Below are 19,233 nucleotides of genomic sequence, written 5' to 3'. Positions count from 1 at the left end.
CCGCGTTCGCTACGCCGTTTCCTCGCGGAGATCTGCCGTTGACCGCATCGCTCCTGGCTTGTTCGGCGCGCCGCCTTCGTGAGCGGAATCGAGGTGGAGCGCGAAACCGCGCGCTCCGGGAGACTCGAGCCCGGCGCGGAGCTGCATGCTCGGAATGATGTAATCGCCGCCATTCTGGCGCCGATAGGGAATCGGCAAAGTCGTCGCGAGCGTTCTCATCCGCTCGCGCAGGCGTTCGGCCGTCGCGCCGAAAGCGGCTTCATCGAACCTGTCGGCCTGATAGGCCACGAACGGCCGCAGGACATCATAGCCGGGATAATAGAGAATGCCGTGATTGATCGGAAACAGCAGGTCCTCGATCGGCCCGTTGACCCCGCGGGCGGAATAATGGTCCTGCCAGCCGCCGGCCGTCACCATCAGCATCGCGCGTTTGCCCGCCAAGGTCCCTTCGCCGTAACGGTCGCCCCAGCGCTTGTCGCTGTGCTCGCCGACACCATAGCCGAAGCCGTAGGCGAACACGCGGTCGACCCAGCCCTTGAGGATCGCAGGCATGCTGAACCACCAGAGCGGAAACTGCAGAATCAGAGCATCCGCCCACAGCAGCTTCTCGATCTCGCCCTTGACGTCGGCGGTCAGCGTGCCCGCCTCGAACGCCTGCTTGGATGCCGCGGCGACTGAGAGACGCGCATCGACCGGCAGCGACGGAAAGTCGCCGCGGTCGACCTCGGACTTCCAGCCTTCGGCATAGAGGTCAGAGACCCGCACCTCGTGCCCCTGCGCCTCGAGCTCTCTGACGGCGACATCCCGGAGCGAGCCGTTGAGCGAGCGCTGTTCAGGATGGGCATAGACGATCAACACTTTCATGTTCGGGCACCGTTGGATTGAGGATTGTGGCTCGGCAGATAGCGCGGTGGCCCGCGATCCGGTAGACGTAGCCGATGGATAAGATTGTGCCGGAAAATGGATAGGCCGGAGGTTACGCTCGAGCGCATGCGCAGCTTCGTGCGCGTCGCCGAGCGCGGAAGCCTGTCCGCGGTCGCGCGCGAGCTCGGGATCGGCCAATCCACAGTGACGCGGCACATTCGGGAGCTGGAGCAGGCGGTCGGCGTGCCGCTGCTCACCAGGACCACGCGCAGGGTCACCGTGACGGAGGAGGGCCGCAATTACTACGCCGACTGCGTGCATGTCCTGCGTCTCGTCGAGCAGGCCGGCGACGAGGCGCGCTCGACGCGCGGCGCGCCGGCCGGAACGGTGCGGGTCTCCTGCACCGCGGCGTTCGGCGTGCTCCACGTCAGCCGCTTGATCTTCGCCTTCCAGGACGCTTATCCGGAGGTCTCGGTCGACCTCAGCCTGACCGACGAGCGGATCGACCTCGTCAGAGAGGGCGTCGACGTCGCGCTGCGTTTGGGGCCGCTCGCCGAAAGCACGATGAAGCTGAAGTCGCTCGGCCAGTCGCGGCGAGTGCTCGTGGCCGCACCCGATTATCTTGCCGCGCGTGGCCGGCCCGCGCGCCCGCAAGACCTCGCTCATCACGAGGGCGTTCGGATGTCCAACATCGCCGGCAGCGATGTCCTCGTGCTGCAGGGGCGCCGCGGCGGCCGCCACGCGATACCCTTCAACGGGCGGCTGCGCCTCGATCACGGGCTTGCCGCGCGTGAGGCGCTCGCGGCCGGCCGCGGCATTGCGCCGGCGCATCTGTGGCTGGTCAGCGACCTGCTCGCGGGCGGCAGGCTCGAACGCGTGCTGCCGGACTATTCGCCGCCGCCGGTGCCGCTGAACATGCTGATCGTGCCGGAGCGGTCCGGCATTGCGCGCGTGCGCCTCCTGGTCGATTTCCTCGCCGGAGAGATCGCGCGATTACCGGGGATCGAAAGGCCTCAATCAGGGCTTTCTGTCCGGCAAGCCGATGCCGCTGAAGAAGTTCGCACGGAGCGCGCTGATGCGCACCGTGATGGGGCAGCAGTGAGGCGAAGGCCTCACGCTAGCGGCAGACCCAGACGCCGTTGACCAGCACGCGGACGCAGGCTGGCGCCACGACGGCGGCTCCTGCGGCTGCTGCACCGACGGCGGCGCCACCGACCACGGCACGACGCGTCGTTCGACGTGCGACGCCCGCAACACTCGCCGGCGTCGCCGGCCGCCCGACGCGGGCTTCCGCGCTCTGGATCGCGAGTGAAAGACCGTCCTCTGCCGACCACTGCACCGAGCCCAATGCTGCGCAGACAACAACGGCGCCGGCCAACCACAATTTCGTTCGCTGTCGCATCACGTCCTCCCTCGCTTGTCATGCATTAAAGGCAGGCACCGCGCCGAGACAGGCATTGATCTAGATCAAGGTTTGGCGTCGCCGCCTCACGCAAACCGCCGCGCGAAGAAGACGCAGGCGACCACGATTGCCGTCGCGGCGATCATGCTGCCTGCGACCGGCTCGCCGAGCAGAAGGCCGGCGAGCGCCAGGCCAAAGAACGGCTGCAGCTGCTGGAGCTGGCCGATTCGGGCAATGCCGCCGATGGCGAGCCCGCGGTACCAGAAGATGAAGCCGACGAACATGCTGAAGACGGAGACGTAGGCGAGCCCGATCCAGGCGGGCACACCGATGCCGCTCCAGACCGGCGGCCACGTCAGCACCGCGAGCACCAGCATCAAGGGCAGCGCGAGCAGCAGCGCCCAGGAGATCACCTGCCAGCCGCCGAGGCGGCGCGACAGCGCAGCGCCCTCGGCATAGCCGAGGCCGCACAGCACGATCGCGGCGACCATCAGGAGATCGCCTTGAAGCGAGGCCGCGCCGTCAGCGGTGAGGGCAAAGCCGGCCACCGTGGCGCTGCCGAGACCCGCGAACAGCCAGAACGGCGGCCGCGGCCGCTCGCCGCCGCGCAGCACGCCGAAGATCGCGGTCGACAGCGGCAACAGGCCGATGAAGACGATGGAGCGCGCGGACGTGATGTGCTGGAGCGCGAGCGCCGTCAGCAGGGGAAAGCCGATCACGACGCCGATGGCGACGACGGTGAGCGAGGCGAGATCACGGCGCTGCGGCCGCGCCTGCCGGAGCAGGCCGAGCACCGCCGCCCCGATCAGCGCCGCGATGACCGCGCGCGCCGAGGTCAGAAACAGCGCCGAGAAGCCGCCGACCGCCACGCGCGTCGCCGGCAGCGAGCCGCTGAAAATGATGACGCCGAGAAGCCCGTTGCCCCAGCCGCTGACGGAAGAGTGCATGTTGGTCTCGCTTGGGGTGGGGCGGCTGGCCTGGTGCCGTGGCGGTTGAACGCGACGCGTGATGGCATGGAACAACAAAGGTGCGAAATCAACCCCATGCACAGTAGACGGGGGTTGCAAGATCAATGGGTTAGGCGGGGAGCTGCAAGCGGTGCGGGTCGGACGGGGTTTCGGGAGCCGAAAAGCCGGCGGAACGTGGTTTGACGTGCCTCTCCGGCGCTCCATGCGAGCCAACGAGAACTGGCCGCGAGCGGTGCGACCCATTCCGAATGACATCTGCCGTCATTTGCTTCGTCGGGCAAAACAGTGGCATAGTGGCATCATCGCAAGGTGCGTGGCAGGCAGGGCTTTGGACCGGGCCTCGTGAAGGCGTCTGCCGCCGGGTCGGTTGCGCGTTTTGTGCACTGTCACCGCAACATCCAGCATCCGCTCAGGCGAATTGAGAATAGCGCGAAAGCTGAAAGAACGGTTCTGCCTGGTAGGTGGGATCGGTGGCAAGGCGAGCAAGCCTTTGCCCTATGGCGGGCGCGAATTTCGCACCATGGCCTGAACACGCGGAGCAGACGATCAGGCGGGACTCCGGCCAGCGATCGATGATGAATTCCTCGCCCGCGTCTAGCCTGATGTCGGCGGGCGCGGTGTTGGTGTAGAGGCAGACGTCGCGATCGATGATGGGCCCGGCCGCGCCCGGGACGAGGGCGGCCAACGCTTCGCCGATCGGGCGGAGTTCACCATCGCTGGCCTGCGGACTCCAGTCGTCAGGGCCGACCACGGGCCCGTGGTTGTGAGGCGCAGCTTTGACGCCGCGCTGTTCGAAGTCCGGAAAGCCGTAGACCGTGTCGTTCGGCCCTCGGTCCAGAATGAAGATCGGGAAACGACCGAGCGCCACGCTGTCGGGGCTAGCAGGCACGAACCAGCCGACCGCCTGTCGGGTCACGTTGAGCAGCGCGCCTAGCCGCGGGAGTGCGCGACCGAGCCACGGGCCCAGCGCCAGAATCGCGCGCTCGGCGAAGAACTCTTCGGTATCAGTGCGGATCGACACGCCGTCCCGGTGCGGCGTGAAGCTCGCGCGTTCCGGAATCACGCGCTTTCCGGCGCGTGAGCGCATCAGTGTCATGACGACCTCGGTCCGCAGGATCGCGCCGCCGTCCTGCACGACGACGTCCCAGTCGCCGGGCAGGCTGAAAGCCGGAAATTCCTTGTTCGCTTGAGCCGCGGTCAGCATCGGATCCGGGCGCCCTTTCGCGATCGCGGCCGCGCGCGAGGACGCCACCATGGCGGAGCCGGGGCGGCCGGCCTCCAAAATGGGGGTTTCCGTTAGAACCGTTTGACCGCTTTCGCTCTGCAGCCGGATCCAGCCGGCATGAGCCTCGTCGCTCAGGCTGGTGTAATTGGGGTTTTCGAAATTGAAGCGACGGAAAATGCGACATGAACCATGTGACGAGCCTCGATCCGAACCTGCTGCGACCGGATCGAAGCCGAGCGCATCGACGCCGGCATCCAGCAATGCGCCCAGCGCTGCTCCGCCCATGAGCCCCAAACCCAGCACGGCAACTTCGCATTTTCGCATGAAGGCCTCGCGAGCGATGCTACGACGCGGTGATCATCGTGATGATTTCGCGGGTTGACAAGGTCTACGAGAGGGCGACTACGGCACGACGGCCTGCTCGCGGCAACCGCGTTGATGCACAATCTGACGCTGGTGACGCGCAATGATCGCGGTGTTGCGGGACGGGGGCGAGGGTGATGGATCCGTTTGGGGACGGTGGGGATTGGGATTGATCTTGGTCTCGGCTTACTACGAATGACGTCGCGCGGCCTCTGACCCGAACGGGCAAAACAGGAGCATGATGGCATCATCGCCGGAGGGCCCGATAGGCACTGTTCCGGCGGGCCCTTCCAAGGCGATCGAGTCGCGCGATGGACGCTGGTTCGGACTTCTGTTTGCTTCCGGACGGTGGACGTTTTGTGCACTGTCACCGTACATCGGACTTTCTTTTCTCCGACGTTCGCTCTGGACAGCCGGAGTTAAGTTCACTGTCACCGTAGCGGAACAGTTACGCTGGGCTTGCAAGCGTGGTTGCCAAAGGTGGCGATAGAGGCTGAACGCGCCTCTATGATCCACCTTGCACTTGAGACGACGAAGCGGCAGCATTTGTGAAATATAATCTATGAGTTATCTGCGCCATGTCTGCGAGCGAACTCGCGTGCCAATCGACGCCAAGACGATCCTTCGAGCGCTCATAAACGTGGTAAGGCTCAAGCTCATCTCTGGACCAAAGGATTACACGCTTCCGATACTCGCTGTTCAAGGACTTGGCTAGCGCAAGCTCAGCATCTGAGAACGTCCCAGTTTTGCTGAATATGATATAAGTTACCGCCAATGTACTAGGGACCGCGTCGGCGAGCGCTCGCAATTTCCTCACATCTTCTTCATTGAACGGCATCTCCGTCTTGCATTCCCCAAACGCGATCTCAACGGACGAATCTCCATCAAGACTCGTCCCGGCGACGACGGCTACTAGATCGGATTCGCACTGTTCAATCGCCCCCGTCGGCGACGTAAACTTTATGGCAGTTGAGTACATCATCAGACGATCATGTAGAGAAGTGTCCAGCTGCTGAAGTGTCAACGCCACGGTGACGCCGCCGAGCTGATTGTCATTGCGTCCAAATATCCCGGACCGCCGATAGCGCCAGTCGCGATCCTTCAGCTGTGGCGACACATCATAGGTGTGGTCGCAATAGCTACACGATATATTCGTCTTCACCTCGTCTAAATGAGTCCAGCTTGGCAGTTGACAATTTGGGCATGTGAATTCCAAACCGGCACGGAAAACACGCCGTTCCAGGAGATATCGAAATACGTCATCTGCTTTCAGGTCTCCGCTCTCCCGGTACTCGATAAAAAGATGCTTAAAAAGTTCCAGGCTGGAAGATGAGTTAGCCGCGTCCACGTCGCGAATTTTGGTGATAGCAGCGCTACGCGTGAAATGTTCATCGACTCCATAAGCTCGGAGCAGCAACCGCGCGCCGCGGACCTTCAGGACACGGCACGATTGTATCCCGCCAAGTTGCGCGATAATCCTAGAACACCTCAGTCCTGGCTCCGATCGCTCAATCTTCAATTTCGATATTTCGAAAAACTCCTTCAGCCAATGGAAAACACGAAACGCTTGGATTTCCAGCCGCTGGGTCGAAATGGACGTGATGATGCCGATTGAACCCTTGTCGAAACGTCCTGCCTGGCATCGCGCGGCGTCATATTCGAAATAGAAGTTGCGCCCATAGAATTCGTTAAGTGCCGGAACGTGAGGGGTCTCGAATGTGAGCTCCGCATCTGGCGAGCCGTGCTGGGTGGCATCGACAACGACGACAAACTTCTGGCGTAGAGCCTGCGTGTCATCATCGTTGAAAGGGCGACCTGGTAGGGAGAACGAAGCAGACGCCTTCCCCGATCCCTCAACGTAGGAGGGCACGACATCTCGATGCCATGCGGAAAACTTCGGTGAACTCGGCTCGACGTTTAGTCCGTTCCAGATGATATCACCTCTTCCATCGGATAGCGCGATTGGGAGGTCGCTTAAGTCTAGATCGGGCTTCCAAGAATCGTCTGTTGAATAATCGCGGCGTATCCAAAACGTCACACGCTCACTTGGACTCAGCCGTTTTCCCCGGAATGGAGAAAGAAATGCCTCCGCGTATGGCTTCAGCCGCGTGCTATGTGCTTGGTCATAGAAAATCAATGGTGCGCCTGCAGCACGCAAATTCCAAAACATTACGAGCGCATCGAAGTCAGTTGCCGAGCCAAGAACTACTCCGGGCCCGCGTCGCCCTCGAAACGATCGCTCGTGGAATAGATCGTAAGCAGTCAACTTTAGAGGAGTGACTTGTTCGAGCAACGCAACCGGAAGCGGCCCATCGAGTGGAATTGCAGTTGCGGACGATTTCAGCGCGTTTTCGATTGCGCCGCGGTAGTCTGCGATGTTTGTGTCCGGCGCCGGATAACAACCGAACTGAAGCGTCAAAAGAAACTTGAGCGGATCGCTACTTTCCCAGGTCGGCACAGTGAAGAACTCTGCAGGCTCTTTCTCCTGTCGGTCAACGATTCTCCGTACCGGGTGTCGGATGTCGGCGAATTCACAACCGCCTTGAGCAAAGATTCCTTTGCGCCATTGATGATACTCCAAGTGCGGGAATCTTGAAATGAAGGCGGCGCTAGCGTCGCTTTGCTCCACGGCGATCAACACGTCCACGCCGAAACAGGACACGATCCTATCTGCCAAAGCTTCATCGTTTGCGGGCACTACGCAATTGTAGCGCCCTCCCCACAGGCAAGTATTCCACCCGGCGGCAGTAGCTAGCTGGCTGGTATCCTGCCCGGTAACTACCCAGCCAATTCGAACAGGTCGATAGTCGAGCCAAATGCGCGGCGGGGTTGTCATCGGTTCTCTGAAGTAGCTTCGCACTCGATTGATTGGATGGCACGACGAGTTGCACAATCTTTTTGATGTGCCAACCCTACGCGGGCTCGATCTATCGCTGCGATACCAAACTGTCGCAATCGACCACTCGAGCTCTTCCCCTTAGACAGAAAGCCTGTCCGAAAGTGGGCACCAGCGAACTCAAAAAGAAAGGAAACGCCGTTTACGGACGTTTCTCATGAGCAAACAGTGGCGGTAGGATTCAACAGATGGCGGAGAGGGAGGGATTCGAACCCCCGATAGGCTTGCACCTATGCCGCATTTCGAGTGCGGTGCATTCAACCGCTCTGCCACCTCTCCTGAAAGGCGCCATCGAGAGGGTGCGGCCATACCGGAAGCGTGAGATGTGAACAAGCGCCGCGGCAATCGATCTGTCCGAGCACCATCCCGCCCTAATACAGCGGCTCCTCGTACACCGGCTCCCCCTCGAGCAGCAGCCGCTTGATCGCCGCGCGGCCTGAGGGCAGCACGGCGGCGACGATGCGCAGCTTCTGCTGGTTGCGGGCATCCTCGAGCTTCTTGCCCTCGCCTTCGGGCACGAAATAGCTTTCCAGGCCATATTTGATCGGCAGCTTGTCGCAGAACCTTCGCCGGTCGTCGCCGCAGGAGCCGCCGTAATTGCCGACGCGGCCGCGGATCAGCACTTCGGGCGCGGTGACCTTGACCGGCTCGGCATGCACCGAGACCGCCTGATAGACGCCGCCGGCATTGGGCGCGAGCTTGACGAACACGAGTGGGTGGCGCGCGTCGGCTACCTTGCCTTTGAGCGCGCCGGCCGGCAGTTGCGAGATGTCGTAGCTGAGGACGACATAGTCGCCGCGCAGGAGATCGCGGGGGTCGACCGGCTGGGTCTGCAGGGTCACCTCGACGCCGTTACGCAGGATCTGCATGCGGTCGGCCACCATCAGCGTCAGCAGCGCGCATTGCAGCAGGACGGCGACACCGAACAAAACTGCTTTCGGGATGCGCCGGCAGAATGCGATGAGGGGTGCGGTCATCTCGTTCATCGCGCGGCCCTCGGCAGCATGCGGTTGAGCACGGTGGCAAAGACGACGGCCGCGATGCCCGCCACTGCCAGGAAAGCCGAGCGGCGCAGCAGCGAGCCCTTCACCGCCCAAGTGATGCCGGCGATCACCCCGGCGATCCCGAGCCAGCCGGCGACGATGCGCGGACGCACGTCGTCGAGCATGCCGGAGACGACGAGGCACAGCATGGCCGAGAGCAGCGCGGCATAGGCAAGCCAGGATTCGCCGGCCATGGAGGCCGGCCAGACCGGCGCCGCGAGCAGGACCAGGGCGATCGCAGCTGCTGCGAGCAGTTCTCCCGCGCGCCTGGTGATCGCAGCCGAGGCCAGCGCGAGGATCACGCCGGCATTTCCGCACGCGATCGCCCAAAGCGGCTGGCCCGCAATCGACCCTTCGCGAAAGCGGACGAGATCGTCGACCGTCGTCACCTCCAGGAACGCGGCGATGGCCAGTGAAAACGCGCCGTAAACCGACAAGACGTTGCCGAGCCGGAGCGCGCGCGGCGACGGCGCGGCGGCGATCGCGAGCCCGGCGCCGAACAGCAGCGCCGCACCGCTCGCGAGCACGAAGGACGGCTGGGTGCCCTCGAATTCGAAGCGGAGCGAGGTCGCGATCCACCACGGAAGCAGCGCCAGCGCGACGAGATGGGCGGCGACGCGGGAATTCCAGGCGAAGGCGAGTGCGGCGGCGATGAGCCAGACCGAGACGTACGGAAGATGCAGCACGTCGGACGCGTCGGTGATCCGCATGCAGGTCCAGATCGAGGCGGCAACGAGACCGACGGCAAGCGCGCCGCGCGAGCCGGTCAGCAGGGCCGCGGCGAACGCGCCGATCGACCACAGCAGCATGCCGCCGGCAAAGTCGTCGCCGAGGTGATACATCTGCCCGACCAGCGCGATGCCGGCGCCGAAGATGATCGCACCGATGCTGGCGCAGAGATCGGCGAGAATTGTGCGCTCCCGCGCGGCGAACCAGGCGCCGAGACCGCCGGCGACAGTCATGCCCGCGATCAGGATCGCAAACCGCGCGAGGCGCGCGATCTCGGTCCAGTGCGCCGCCACGAAGGCGAGGAACGCGGCGGCAATCAGCAGGCCGCCGACGATGGCGACGACCACGGCGATGTTGATGCCGGCCGGAAGCGGCGGCAGCGCGCTGCGGATCGCGACGGCCGCCGCCGGCGCAATCACGCCGTCGGCCTCCCATCGCGCAAGATCGGCTTCGAGGCGCTGCCGGTAGGTTTTGTCGAACATCGTCCTGGGATCACCTGGCCGCCGGATGGCGGGACCTTGCTAGGTCGGATCGTACGGGCGATGGGTTCAAGCTCCTGCTCGCGGTGGGGCTTTCGCATATGGCTCTTGGCGCGAGCTGAGCGCGCGCCTCGTCCTTCGAGACGGCGCTTACGCGCCTCCTCAGGATGAGGCTCAGCGGCATCGGAGCCCGCTGAAACCAGTGCCACGCACGCGGTCCTCATCCTGAGGGCTCGCCAACGGCGGGCGTCTCGAAGGATGGGCACAAGCGATATCACTCTTATGTGCGGCCTATTGCGCAGGCAAAGGAATGCGCCGCAGGACGTCGTCATAGGGTGCGAGGTCGAGATAGGCCGTGACCTCCGCCGCCTTGCCATCCTGCATGAGCAGGATCCACGCGTAGCTGTTGGCGTAGGGCTTGCCGTCACGCGCCACGCCGCTGCCTTCCCAATGCGCGATGACGTGGTCGCCGTCAGCGAAGACCCTCACGGCTGTGGGGCGGACCGGGGTCGACAACCGGCTGGCAAACGGGCGGACCGCGCGATCAATGAAGACATCGCGGCCTCTGAACTCGCCGGCGCTTGGACCGGATCCCCTAATGCGCCAGACCACGCTCTCGTGCAGCAGGTCATTAAAGAAAGTGGTGCCTCCCGCCGCCCAGCGATCGAACGCATCGGTGACGATGCGCTTGTTGTCGTCCGGCAGGGAATTGGCCTGTCCGCAGGGTGCGGCCGTCGTCAGGGTGGAAGCGGTGACGATGACCGCGTAGACGCAGGACGCAAGCGCGCGATTGAGCATGGTTGCCATTGGTGTCTCCCTTTCTGGTGCAAGATGTCGTCTGCCCCGAAGTGATGCACGCGCGGTCGGTCGCGTTGTTGCTCGACCTACCCGCGCCGCGCGACGGTGGCGCCGCCAAAGATGAGTTGCTCCACCATCGGACGGCGCAAGAAGCGGCCTGGAAAAATGGGATCGGGCGCGGTCGCCTGGTCGAGGCGCGCCATCTGCTCAGGCGACAGCGATATCCCGACCGCACCGAAATTGTCTTCCGCCTGCTCCAGCGTGCGGGCCCCGATCACCGGCGCGGTGACCGCGGGATTGGCCAGCGTCCAGGCAATCGCCACCTGCGAGGACGTCGCGCCGAGCTCCCAGGCGACGGATCGCACCGTCTCGGCCGCATCCAGCGACCGCTCGTTGAGAAGGCCTGATGACGCGATGATCGAGGCGCGTGTCGTTCCGACGGCGCGGTCCTGGGAATCCCTGAGATCGGCGCGGGTGTACTTGCCGGCGAGCACGCCGCCGCCGAGAGGCGACCAGGGCAGCACGCCCAGGCCGAGGCTCGCCGCGAGCGGAATGAGCTCATGCTCGACGGTGCGCTCGACCAGATTATATTCGATCTGCAGGGCGACGAAGGGCGACCAGCCGCGCAGATCTGCGATCGTCTGCAGCTGTGCAATGCGCCAGGCCGGCGTGTTGCAAATGCCGACATACAGAACCTTTCCGCTGCGCACGAGATCGTCGAGGCCGCGCATCACCTCGTCCGGCTGCGTGGTCGCATCCCAGCTGTGGAGGTAAAGCAGGTCGATGCGATCGGTCTCGAGCTGCCGCAGGCTCTGCTCCACGGAACGAAGCATGTTGAGCCGGTGGTTGCCGCCCGAATTGGGGTTGCCGGGATCGCGCGCCATGGTGAATTTGGTTGCGAGCACGAGGCGATCGCGCTTGCCGCGGGCAAACTCGCCGACCATGCGCTCGGACGCGCCGTTGGTGTAGTTCACCGCGGTGTCGATGAAGTTGCCGCCGCGGTCGACGTAGAGGTCGAAGATCCGCCGTGCCTCGCCGGGATCGGATCCCCATCCCCACTCGGTCCCGAAAGTCATCGTACCCAGGGCAAGGGGGGAAATGCGCAGGCCGGAACGGCCAAGCAGGCGGTATTGATCGAGCGACGTCATCAGAGCCTCCTTCGTATGGGTCGGAGATAGCCCCCGGCGAGAGGTGAGAGAAGTTGGCCAATGATGACTGGGGTGGTAAGCCTAGCTAACCAATGACCACGGACCTGAACCTCGTTGCCGTTTTCATCGCGGTCGCGGAAGCCAAGAGCTTCCGTGGCGCCGCCGAGCGGCTCGGGGTGACCCGATCCGCCGTGAGCCAGGCTATCCGACGCATGGAAGACCAGCTGGGCGTGGCTCTCGTGCAGCGAACGACGCGCAGCGTCAGTCTGACCGAAGCCGGCCTGCGCCTGCACGAGCGCGTGACCCCGGCGCTCGCCGAAGTCGAACAGGCGATCAATGGCGCCCGCGACCGTGACGCGCAGCCGACGGGGCAGCTGCGTCTTGCCGTCTCATCGATCGCCGAGCGATTCATTCGCGGTCCGTTGCTGGCCGAATTCACGCAGGCTCATCCCGGCGTGCAGGTCGACGTGACCGTGACCGACGAGGAATTCGACATCGTGGCCGAGGGCTTTGATGCCGGCGTCCGGCTCGGCGAAGTGATCGAGCAGGACATGATCGCCGTGCCTGTTTCGGGCGATCAGCGCCAGCTGGTCGTGGCAGCTCCCGCCTATCTGGAGCGGTTCGGCTCGCCTTCGCACCCGCGCGAGCTCTCACAGCATTGCTGCATCGGCTGGCGGCCGGCGCCGCACGTCGCTCCCTACCGCTGGGAATTTGCGGAAGGGGGGCGCGAGTTCGACGTCGCGGTGGAGCCGAGGATCACGACGAACGACATGTGGGTCATGGTGCGGACCGCCTGCGCGGGCGGCGGCCTGACATTCGGCATGGAAGAGACGTTCAAGCCGTATATCGAGCGCGGAGAATTGGTGCCCCTGCTGGAGGAATACTGCCCGTTCTTCCCCGGCTTCTTCCTCTACTTTCCGGATCGGCGGAATCTTCCGCCGAAGCTGCGCGCGCTGGTCGATCACGTGCGTTATCGTGGAAGCGGAAAGCGCTAAAGCGGAATGGCTTTAGATCGAATCGATCCGCTCTAGTTTGCCTTGATGCCGGCCTCGCTGATCAGCTTGCCCCATTTCGCGCTTTCGTCCTGAATGAAGCGGCCGAACTGCTCGGGCGAGGTCGGCGCCGGCTCCGCGCCGAGGGTGCGGATCTTCTCCGCCACGGCAGGGTCCTTCAGCGCCTTGGCGAAGGCCTCGTTCAGCCGGGCGATGACGTCCGCAGGCGTGCCGGCGGGAGCAACGAGCCCGAACCAGCCGACGGATTCGAAACCGGCAAGGCCGCTCTCGGCCAGCGTCGGCACGTCGGGCAAGGACGCAAGGCGGCGCGCCGAGGACACGCCGATCGCGTTGAGCTTACCGTCGAGGATCAATTGTCGCGATGCCGGAATATCCAGCACCGCGAACGGGACATGGCCTGCGAGAACATCGACCGCCGCCGGCGCCGTCCCGCGATACGGGACCAGCTCCATCGCGATCCCGCTTCTCTGCGTGAACAGCGCGGCGGTCAAATGCATCGCGGTCGAGTTGCCGCCATGCCCGATCGAGAGCCCACCCGGCTTCGCCTTGGCGAGCGCGATGGTCTCCGCAGGTGTGCGCGCCGGAATATTCGCGGACGCGACCAGTACAAAGGGAATTTCCGCGAGCAGGGTGATGGGCGCGAGATCCTTCAGCGCGAACGGCATCGAGGCATTGAGGTGCGGATTCACGGTCAACGCACCCGCCGGCGCCACCCCAAGCGTGTAGCCGTCGGGCTTTGCCTGTGCCACCGCGGCCATGCCGATGTTGCCGCCGGCGCCGGCGCGGTTCTCGATGACGAGGCCCTGCTTGAGCTCGGCGGTGACCAGCGGCTCGAGCGCGCGGATGACGGTGTCGGCGCTGCCGCCGGGCGGGAAGGTCACGATGATCTTGATCAATTGCTCGGGATAGGCGGCTCGGGCCGCCGCCGGCGGCAACAGTGCGAAAGCGGCGACCGTCAGCGCGGCCAGGATGCGGCGTCTTGCAACGTGAAACACGGTCTCCTCCTCCATGCGTTCCTGTTTTTGAAACCAACCTGGCGAGCTACGTCGCCAGGCCGTCCGCTCGATGTCGTCCTACGCCGCAGCGCCAGTGATACGGGCCAGAAGGCCCTGCGGATTGTCCGGCGCGGACTGCCCGCGCCAGGCGATGTGCTGGTCGGGCCGCGCCAGCACGAGCTTCTCGGCATAGGCGCCGTTCGCCTCCTCCGGCGCGACGTCGACCAGCGCGAGCGGCACGCCGCCCGCCTTTGCAGCGTCCTGCAGCCGCGTCACATCGATCGCCGGATCGAACCGCAGCAATGTGTAGCCGGGGCCGAAGGCGTCGTAGAGCGAGCGTCCGTCGCGCAGGAACAAATGCGGCGCGCGGGCGCCCGGCACGGTGGAGGGCGTGAAGCTGCCCATCGCGTAAGGCGGCGGCGTCTCGCCGTCATAGGCGATAATCGGCGAGGCGTCGTAATAGTAGCCGAAGTTGAGGCCGGCGCAGCAATATTGCTGCACGTTGAGATCGTAGGCGGCTTTCGCCAGCGCCGCGCGCGCCGCGTGGCCGCGCGGCGTGTCATCCTCGATCTCGGCGGACACGCCGCCGCGCTGCGCCATCATCTTCATCGCATGGTCCATCGCAAAGCGCGACACCTGCTCGGTGATGGGCTGCCGCTCCGCCTCATAGGCATCGAGGATCGCAGCCGGCGCCCAGCCGTTCAAATGCGCCGCCAATTGCCAGCAGAGGTCGACGGCATCCGCAATGCCGGCATTCATGCCGTAGCCGGCATAGGGCATCCACAGATGTGCGGCGTCGCCGCAGATGAAGACCCTGCGGTCGCGGAAGCGGTCGGCCACCAGGCGCCGTCCGACCCAATCCTCCTTGCTGAGCACGCGGTATTCGAAGCGCTCGTCGACGCCGAGGATGGCACGGATGGCCCAGTCGCGATCGACCGAGTCGAACTCGGGCTCGTCGGGCTTCAGGTGATTGTGGATCAGCCAGCGGTCGTGGCCGTCGATCGCAACAACGGTGCCGGAGCGGCGCGGATTGAGCGAGAGCACCATCCAGGCCGGCTTGTGCGCCCCCATCAGCTCCTTCAGTTGCGGCGCTTCGATGAAGGTCGACTGCACGCGCTGGATCACCGGCGTGCCGGACAGGCTGGCACCAATTGCTTTTCTGACGAGGGATCGGCTGCCGTCGCAGCCGATCACGAAGCCGGCTTCGATGCGGAGCGAATGTCCGCTGTCGAGATCGCGCGCCAGCGCGACGACATGGTCGTCGTGCTGCTCGATGTCGGTGATTTCCGTGCGCGCAAGGATCTTGATGCGTGATTGCGCCGCGGCATGGCTGAACAGGATCGGCTCGAGATAGACCTGGTTGATCCGGTGCGGCGGCTCGGGCGTCGGCCACCAGGTGTCGGGGCCACCGGTCGCGCTATAGCGGCGTGCGCGGGAGGGAATGTCGATGCGGCAAAGCTCGATCCCGGTCGCCGTGGTCCTATAGGAGCAATCGTTGGGAAAGTCCGCAGGGAGCCCCGCATCGCGCAAGCGGGCGGCTATTCCGAGCCGTCGAAAAATCTCCATCGAGCGCGCCGACACGTGATTGCACTTGACGCTGGGCGGATCGCCGGCGTGGCGGATCTCCGCGACGACGACGTCGATTCCGCGCGAAGCGAGATCCATCGCCGCGGTCAATCCGACCGGCCCGGCGCCCACCACCAGCACTTGTGCTCTCATGCTCGCTCCAATCCTTGCCGCGGATTCTTTCCGTCCGCACAGCATGCATTTTATTGCAGGTCCGTTTATGCGATAAGTCGGAAAGAACTCATCAATTCATGAGATTTCGCCATGAATGTCACATTGCGCCAGTTGCGGGTCTTCACCGGCGTGTACCGGACGCGCAGCATCACGCGGGCCGCCCGCGAGCTCGGCATCACGCAATCGGCGGCGAGCCTGTTGATCCAGCAGCTCGAGGCCCAGCTCGGCGTCAAGCTGTTCGACCGCTCCACGCGCTCGGTGCAGCCGACGCTGGCCGCCGACGAGGCGTTCGCCGCCGCCGAGCGCATGCTGAGCGATGCGCAAGGCCTGTCGCGCCGCATGCGTGACCTCGCGCAGGCCCGCGCAGGCCGGGTCGTGTTTCTCGCCTCCGCCGGCACGGCATCGGCGCTGCTGCCCATGGTGCTGGCGAAATTCCGCACTGGTCATCCCGACATCGAGATCGACATGCGCGATGTCGCCGCCGACGATCTCGTGCCACGGCTGAGCACGACCGACGCCGAGTTCGCGATCGGCAGCGTGGAGGGCGAATTCGCGGACATGACGATCGAGACGCTGACGAGCGGCCGCCTGAGCGCAATCGGCCGTCGCACCGCGGACTTCGCCGCGCGGCGTTCCCTGACCTGGGACGAGCTGGTGCAACTGCCGACCATTGCGATGCGCAGCGAGACACGCATCCGCATGCAGATCGATCAGGCCCTGAGCGCGCAGGGCAAGCGCCTCGATCCGACCTATGAAGTGACCCTGATCAACACCGCGCTCGCCATGACGGCGCAGGGCCTCGGCCTCGCCATCCTTCCCGCGACGATGCTGCCGGCCGACCAGTTCCCGACACTGATCGCAAGACCGCTGGTGCGCCCCGCCCTCACCCGCCCCGTGTCGCTGCTGCAGCGCCAAGGCCGGACGCTGTCGCCGGCGGCGCAGGCCTTCGTGGCGACGGCGCGGATGGTGCTCGCGGGGCGAACGGCACCGGCATCAGGCTGATTTCGCGGAGCTATTGAGAGGGGGGTCGCTGAGCTGGCGGAGAGGGAGGGATTCGAACCCCCGATAGGCTTGCACCTATGCCGCATTTCGAGTGCGGTGCATTCAACCACTCTGCCACCTCTCCTGAAGGCGCCATATTAGGAGCTGGGCCCCTGTGGTTGGGGGCGTTAATAGGCGAGGATGGCGGGCCAGACAAGGCGCGAAAGGGGAAAATCCGCTGCCTCTTTTCGCCCACTATCCCGCTTTGGGAAGGAACTGCCATGGAGCATCTGACGGTCACCGCCAATGGCGCCAAATTCCACGTGGCTCGTGCCGGAAGCGGCAAACCGCTGCTTTTGCTGCATGGCTGGCCGGAATTCTGGCTGACCTGGGAGCCGGTGATATCGAGGCTTTCGGACCGATTCACGCTTGTCGCGCCTGACCTCCGCGGCTTCGGCGACAGCGACAAGCCAGGTGGACCTTACGGACCGGGCGGGCCATGCCGCCGATATGCTGGCGCTGATGGACCGGCTCGGCATCGACCGATTCGGCGTCGTCGGCCACGATGTCGGCGGCGCTGTCATGCAGCCGCTGGCCCGGCAGGCGCCCGAGCGGATGGCGGGCCTCTTCTTCTTCGATTTCGTCTATCCCGGGATCGGGCCGCGCATGGCCGCGCCCGATAGGCTCAACCACATCTGGTACCAGTCCTTTCACCAGATGGAGATGGCGCCACAGCTCATCGGTGCGAGCCGGGAGAGCTGCCGGCTCTACATCAGCCATTTCCTCAAGGGCTGGGCGCACCGGACAAACGCCTTCGACGACGTGCTGGACGCCTTCACGGACAATTTCCTGAAAGCCGGCAACCTCGCCGGCGGCTTTGCGCATTACCGCGCCTCGCATGCCGGGCGCGTGGCGATGATGAAGGGCGAAGCGCCGCCACTTCCGCCGATCGCGGTGCCGACCTGCGTGCGCTGGGCCGAGCACGATCCGCTGTTTCCCTTTGGCTGGACCGACCGGCTGTCCGAGACCTTCAGCGATCTCGACCTCGAGATGTTTCCCGACGTCGGCCACTTCCCGCATCGGGAAAATCCGGATCGCGCGGCACGCGAGATCGCCGCGTTCTTTGCGCGCATCGGCTGGAGCTGAGGAGAAAAACGGGGTGGGACCGCCAGACGCGGTAAACACTGGCGGTCCCGTGCCGCTTATTGAAATACTGGCCGTGAAGGGCGGCTTCGCCGGCCGAGTGGAAGCGACGATTCGACCCTAGCGTGCGACGGGCGGTCCGCAATGCAATCCGGTCCTTAACCTAACCGGTCAAGGTTACTCCTTGTCCGCTTTACCTTTTTTCTTCCCGTTCTCCGTGGAATCCCGGTCCTTGCCGTTGCCTTCCTTGCGGCGATTGGTGAAGCGCGCATTGCCAAGTCCGGTGCCGATGGTGAGCACGCCCCAGCGGTCAACGTCCTGCATGAACGGTACTTCCGAGAGCCCCTGCACCACGCCGTCATTGTGCATCAGGATCGCGGTGTCGTGCTCGCCAATGGCGGGGATGCCCTCGATCAGGCTCGCCGGCAGGTTGAACTTGCTGCTCTCCCAATTGCCCGGCAGATTCTGCGCGCCCTTCTCGATCGAGCCGTCCGGGTTGATCACACCGGGACAGGCGATGCCGATGAACGGCGCTAGCTTGTAGCCTTCGGCCTCGGCTTCCGTGATCAGCCCTTTCAGCATCTTGGTCAGCCGCTTCACCGCGCCTTCGCGCGTCGGCTCGTCGTCGGCGTGACGCCACAGCTCCGCATGCACCACCTTGGCCTTGGACAGATCCTTGGCTTTCTTCCAGCCGGTTTCCACCACGCCGCAGCGGATGTTGGTGCCGCCGATGTCGACGGCGAGAATGCTGTCATGAGCCTCGAAGATCCAGGACGGCGCCAGGTGCAGCGCGCCGATCAGGCCGGCCTCGTCAGGATGATGGCGGATCGGCTGCAGGTCGATCTTGAAGCCCTCGGATTTCAGGATGATCTCGGCGCGGGCGATCACGAGCTCGCCGAGCCTTGAATCGCGAAAGCCGCCGCCGACGACGATGCGCTCGGTCTTGGCCCAGGCCTTGGTCTTGAGGAATCGGCGCGTGACATAAGCGAGCTCCTGGGAGAAATCCTCGATCGCGCTGTGCACCACGGCCGAGGCCTCGGTGTCGTCGCCGATCAGGATGGCGTCCAGCGTCTTCTTGTTGATCTCCTCGGTCGGCACCTTCCCGAACGGGTCCTCCCCCGTCTTGCGCAGCGGCTTGCGCCAGCGCTCGAGCACCTCCCGGAACGCGCCCTTGCTGGCGCGGTCGCCGAGAAAGCCGTCCTCGTCCTTGATCTCGATGTTGAAGCTGTCGACATCGACCGATGGCAGCCGTTCGGCGCCATGCTGGGCAATGCCCGTTGTTTTGACCAATTCGTCTGTTGCCATGAGAGCCCTTGCCCCGCTTTCCTGTTCCGGCCGGGACAACTGCGGGGGAACCCGTTTGTTGCAAAGCCCACCCGAGATTCGGCTGCGCGCTTTCAGCGCGGCCAAAGCCTTCAAATCCGGGCGGTTTTCGCCCAGTTTTCC

General features: G+C 64.5%; 14 protein-coding genes, 2 tRNA genes and 2 pseudogenes. 4 read left to right on the top strand and 14 right to left on the bottom strand.

Annotated features, from left to right (window positions below):
* Positions 1-9: 9 nt before the first annotated feature.
* Entirely contained in the window at positions 10-864 is an 855-nt protein-coding gene (locus N2605_RS36015; RefSeq protein WP_260345407.1) for an NAD(P)H-dependent oxidoreductase, read from the bottom strand.
* A 96-nt stretch (positions 865-960) separates the two neighbouring features.
* Between N2605_RS36015 and N2605_RS36010 the strand changes: the two are divergent.
* Positions 961-1,887 (top strand): annotated as a pseudogene (locus tag N2605_RS36010) (LysR family transcriptional regulator); the annotation flags it as partial.
* A 94-nt stretch (positions 1,888-1,981) separates the two neighbouring features.
* Here N2605_RS36010 and N2605_RS36005 read toward each other — a convergent pair.
* The 9 genes from N2605_RS36005 to N2605_RS35965 form a co-directional block, all read right to left on the bottom strand.
* Entirely contained in the window at positions 1,982-2,266 is a 285-nt protein-coding gene (locus tag N2605_RS36005) for a hypothetical protein (protein WP_109141799.1), read from the bottom strand.
* An 86-nt stretch (positions 2,267-2,352) separates the two neighbouring features.
* The gene (locus N2605_RS36000) at positions 2,353-3,213 is read right to left on the bottom strand and encodes a DMT family transporter (protein WP_260345404.1); all 861 of its coding nucleotides are present in this window, start codon (positions 3,211-3,213) and stop codon (positions 2,353-2,355) included.
* Between the two features lie 430 nt (positions 3,214-3,643).
* A complete protein-coding gene (locus N2605_RS35995; RefSeq protein WP_260345403.1) occupies positions 3,644-4,783 on the bottom strand; it encodes an FAD-dependent oxidoreductase in 1,140 nt (379 codons plus the stop codon).
* Between the two features lie 544 nt (positions 4,784-5,327).
* A complete protein-coding gene (locus N2605_RS35990; protein WP_260345402.1) occupies positions 5,328-7,658 on the bottom strand; it encodes a hypothetical protein in 2,331 nt (776 codons plus the stop codon).
* Between the two features lie 249 nt (positions 7,659-7,907).
* Positions 7,908-7,997, bottom strand: a tRNA-Ser gene (locus N2605_RS35985).
* Between the two features lie 92 nt (positions 7,998-8,089).
* Complete coding sequence (locus tag N2605_RS35980) at positions 8,090-8,704, bottom strand: GDYXXLXY domain-containing protein (protein WP_260345401.1); 615 nt, start codon at positions 8,702-8,704, stop codon at positions 8,090-8,092.
* Complete coding sequence (locus N2605_RS35975) at positions 8,701-9,972, bottom strand: DUF2157 domain-containing protein (protein WP_260345400.1); 1,272 nt, start codon at positions 9,970-9,972, stop codon at positions 8,701-8,703. The genes N2605_RS35980 and N2605_RS35975 overlap by 4 nt, the downstream gene beginning before the upstream one ends.
* A 288-nt stretch (positions 9,973-10,260) precedes the next feature.
* Positions 10,261-10,776: a nuclear transport factor 2 family protein gene (locus N2605_RS35970; RefSeq protein WP_225175269.1), complete on the bottom strand. Its 516-nt coding sequence runs from the start codon at positions 10,774-10,776 to the stop codon at positions 10,261-10,263.
* A gap of 77 nt (positions 10,777-10,853) precedes the next feature.
* The gene (locus N2605_RS35965) at positions 10,854-11,915 is read right to left on the bottom strand and encodes an aldo/keto reductase (RefSeq protein ID WP_260345398.1); all 1,062 of its coding nucleotides are present in this window, start codon (positions 11,913-11,915) and stop codon (positions 10,854-10,856) included.
* A 92-nt stretch (positions 11,916-12,007) separates the two neighbouring features.
* On the opposite strand from N2605_RS35965, the gene N2605_RS35960 reads away from it, so the two are divergent.
* Positions 12,008-12,910 (top strand): LysR family transcriptional regulator, encoded by a 903-nt coding sequence (locus N2605_RS35960; RefSeq protein WP_260345396.1) that lies wholly within the window; start codon positions 12,008-12,010, stop codon positions 12,908-12,910.
* A gap of 32 nt (positions 12,911-12,942) precedes the next feature.
* Here the strand turns inward: N2605_RS35960 and N2605_RS35955 are convergent, their stop codons facing one another.
* Positions 12,943-13,923: a Bug family tripartite tricarboxylate transporter substrate binding protein gene (locus tag N2605_RS35955; protein ID WP_260345394.1), complete on the bottom strand. Its 981-nt coding sequence runs from the start codon at positions 13,921-13,923 to the stop codon at positions 12,943-12,945.
* A gap of 78 nt (positions 13,924-14,001) precedes the next feature.
* On the bottom strand, positions 14,002-15,642 hold the full coding sequence (locus tag N2605_RS35950) for an FAD-dependent oxidoreductase (protein ID WP_260345392.1): 1,641 nt from the start codon (positions 15,640-15,642) through the stop codon (positions 14,002-14,004).
* 111 nt (positions 15,643-15,753) lie between these two features.
* Here N2605_RS35950 and N2605_RS35945 point away from each other — a divergent pair, with 111 nt between their 5' ends.
* Positions 15,754-16,665 carry a LysR family transcriptional regulator gene (locus tag N2605_RS35945; protein ID WP_260345390.1) on the top strand — a complete coding sequence of 304 codons (912 nt, stop codon included), beginning with the start codon at positions 15,754-15,756 and terminating at the stop codon, positions 16,663-16,665.
* Positions 16,666-16,699: 34 nt separating this feature from the next.
* Here N2605_RS35945 and N2605_RS35940 read toward each other — a convergent pair.
* Positions 16,700-16,789, bottom strand: a tRNA-Ser gene (locus N2605_RS35940).
* 136 nt (positions 16,790-16,925) lie between these two features.
* On the opposite strand from N2605_RS35940, the pseudogene N2605_RS35935 reads away from it, so the two are divergent.
* Positions 16,926-17,790 (top strand): annotated as a pseudogene (locus N2605_RS35935) (alpha/beta fold hydrolase).
* A gap of 174 nt (positions 17,791-17,964) precedes the next feature.
* Here the strand turns inward: N2605_RS35935 and N2605_RS35930 are convergent.
* Positions 17,965-19,092, bottom strand: coding sequence for an ROK family protein (locus tag N2605_RS35930; protein WP_036008710.1), 1,128 nt, complete (start codon positions 19,090-19,092; stop codon positions 17,965-17,967).
* Between the last annotated feature and the right edge of the window lie 141 nt (positions 19,093-19,233).

The sequence above is a fragment of the Bradyrhizobium yuanmingense genome (genome assembly GCF_025200905.1).
In the GTDB taxonomy this organism is placed as follows: Bacteria; Pseudomonadota; Alphaproteobacteria; order Rhizobiales; family Xanthobacteraceae; genus Bradyrhizobium; species Bradyrhizobium yuanmingense.
Note: the sequence above shows the minus strand (reverse complement) of the source record. Positions and strands in the feature narration are given on the sequence as shown.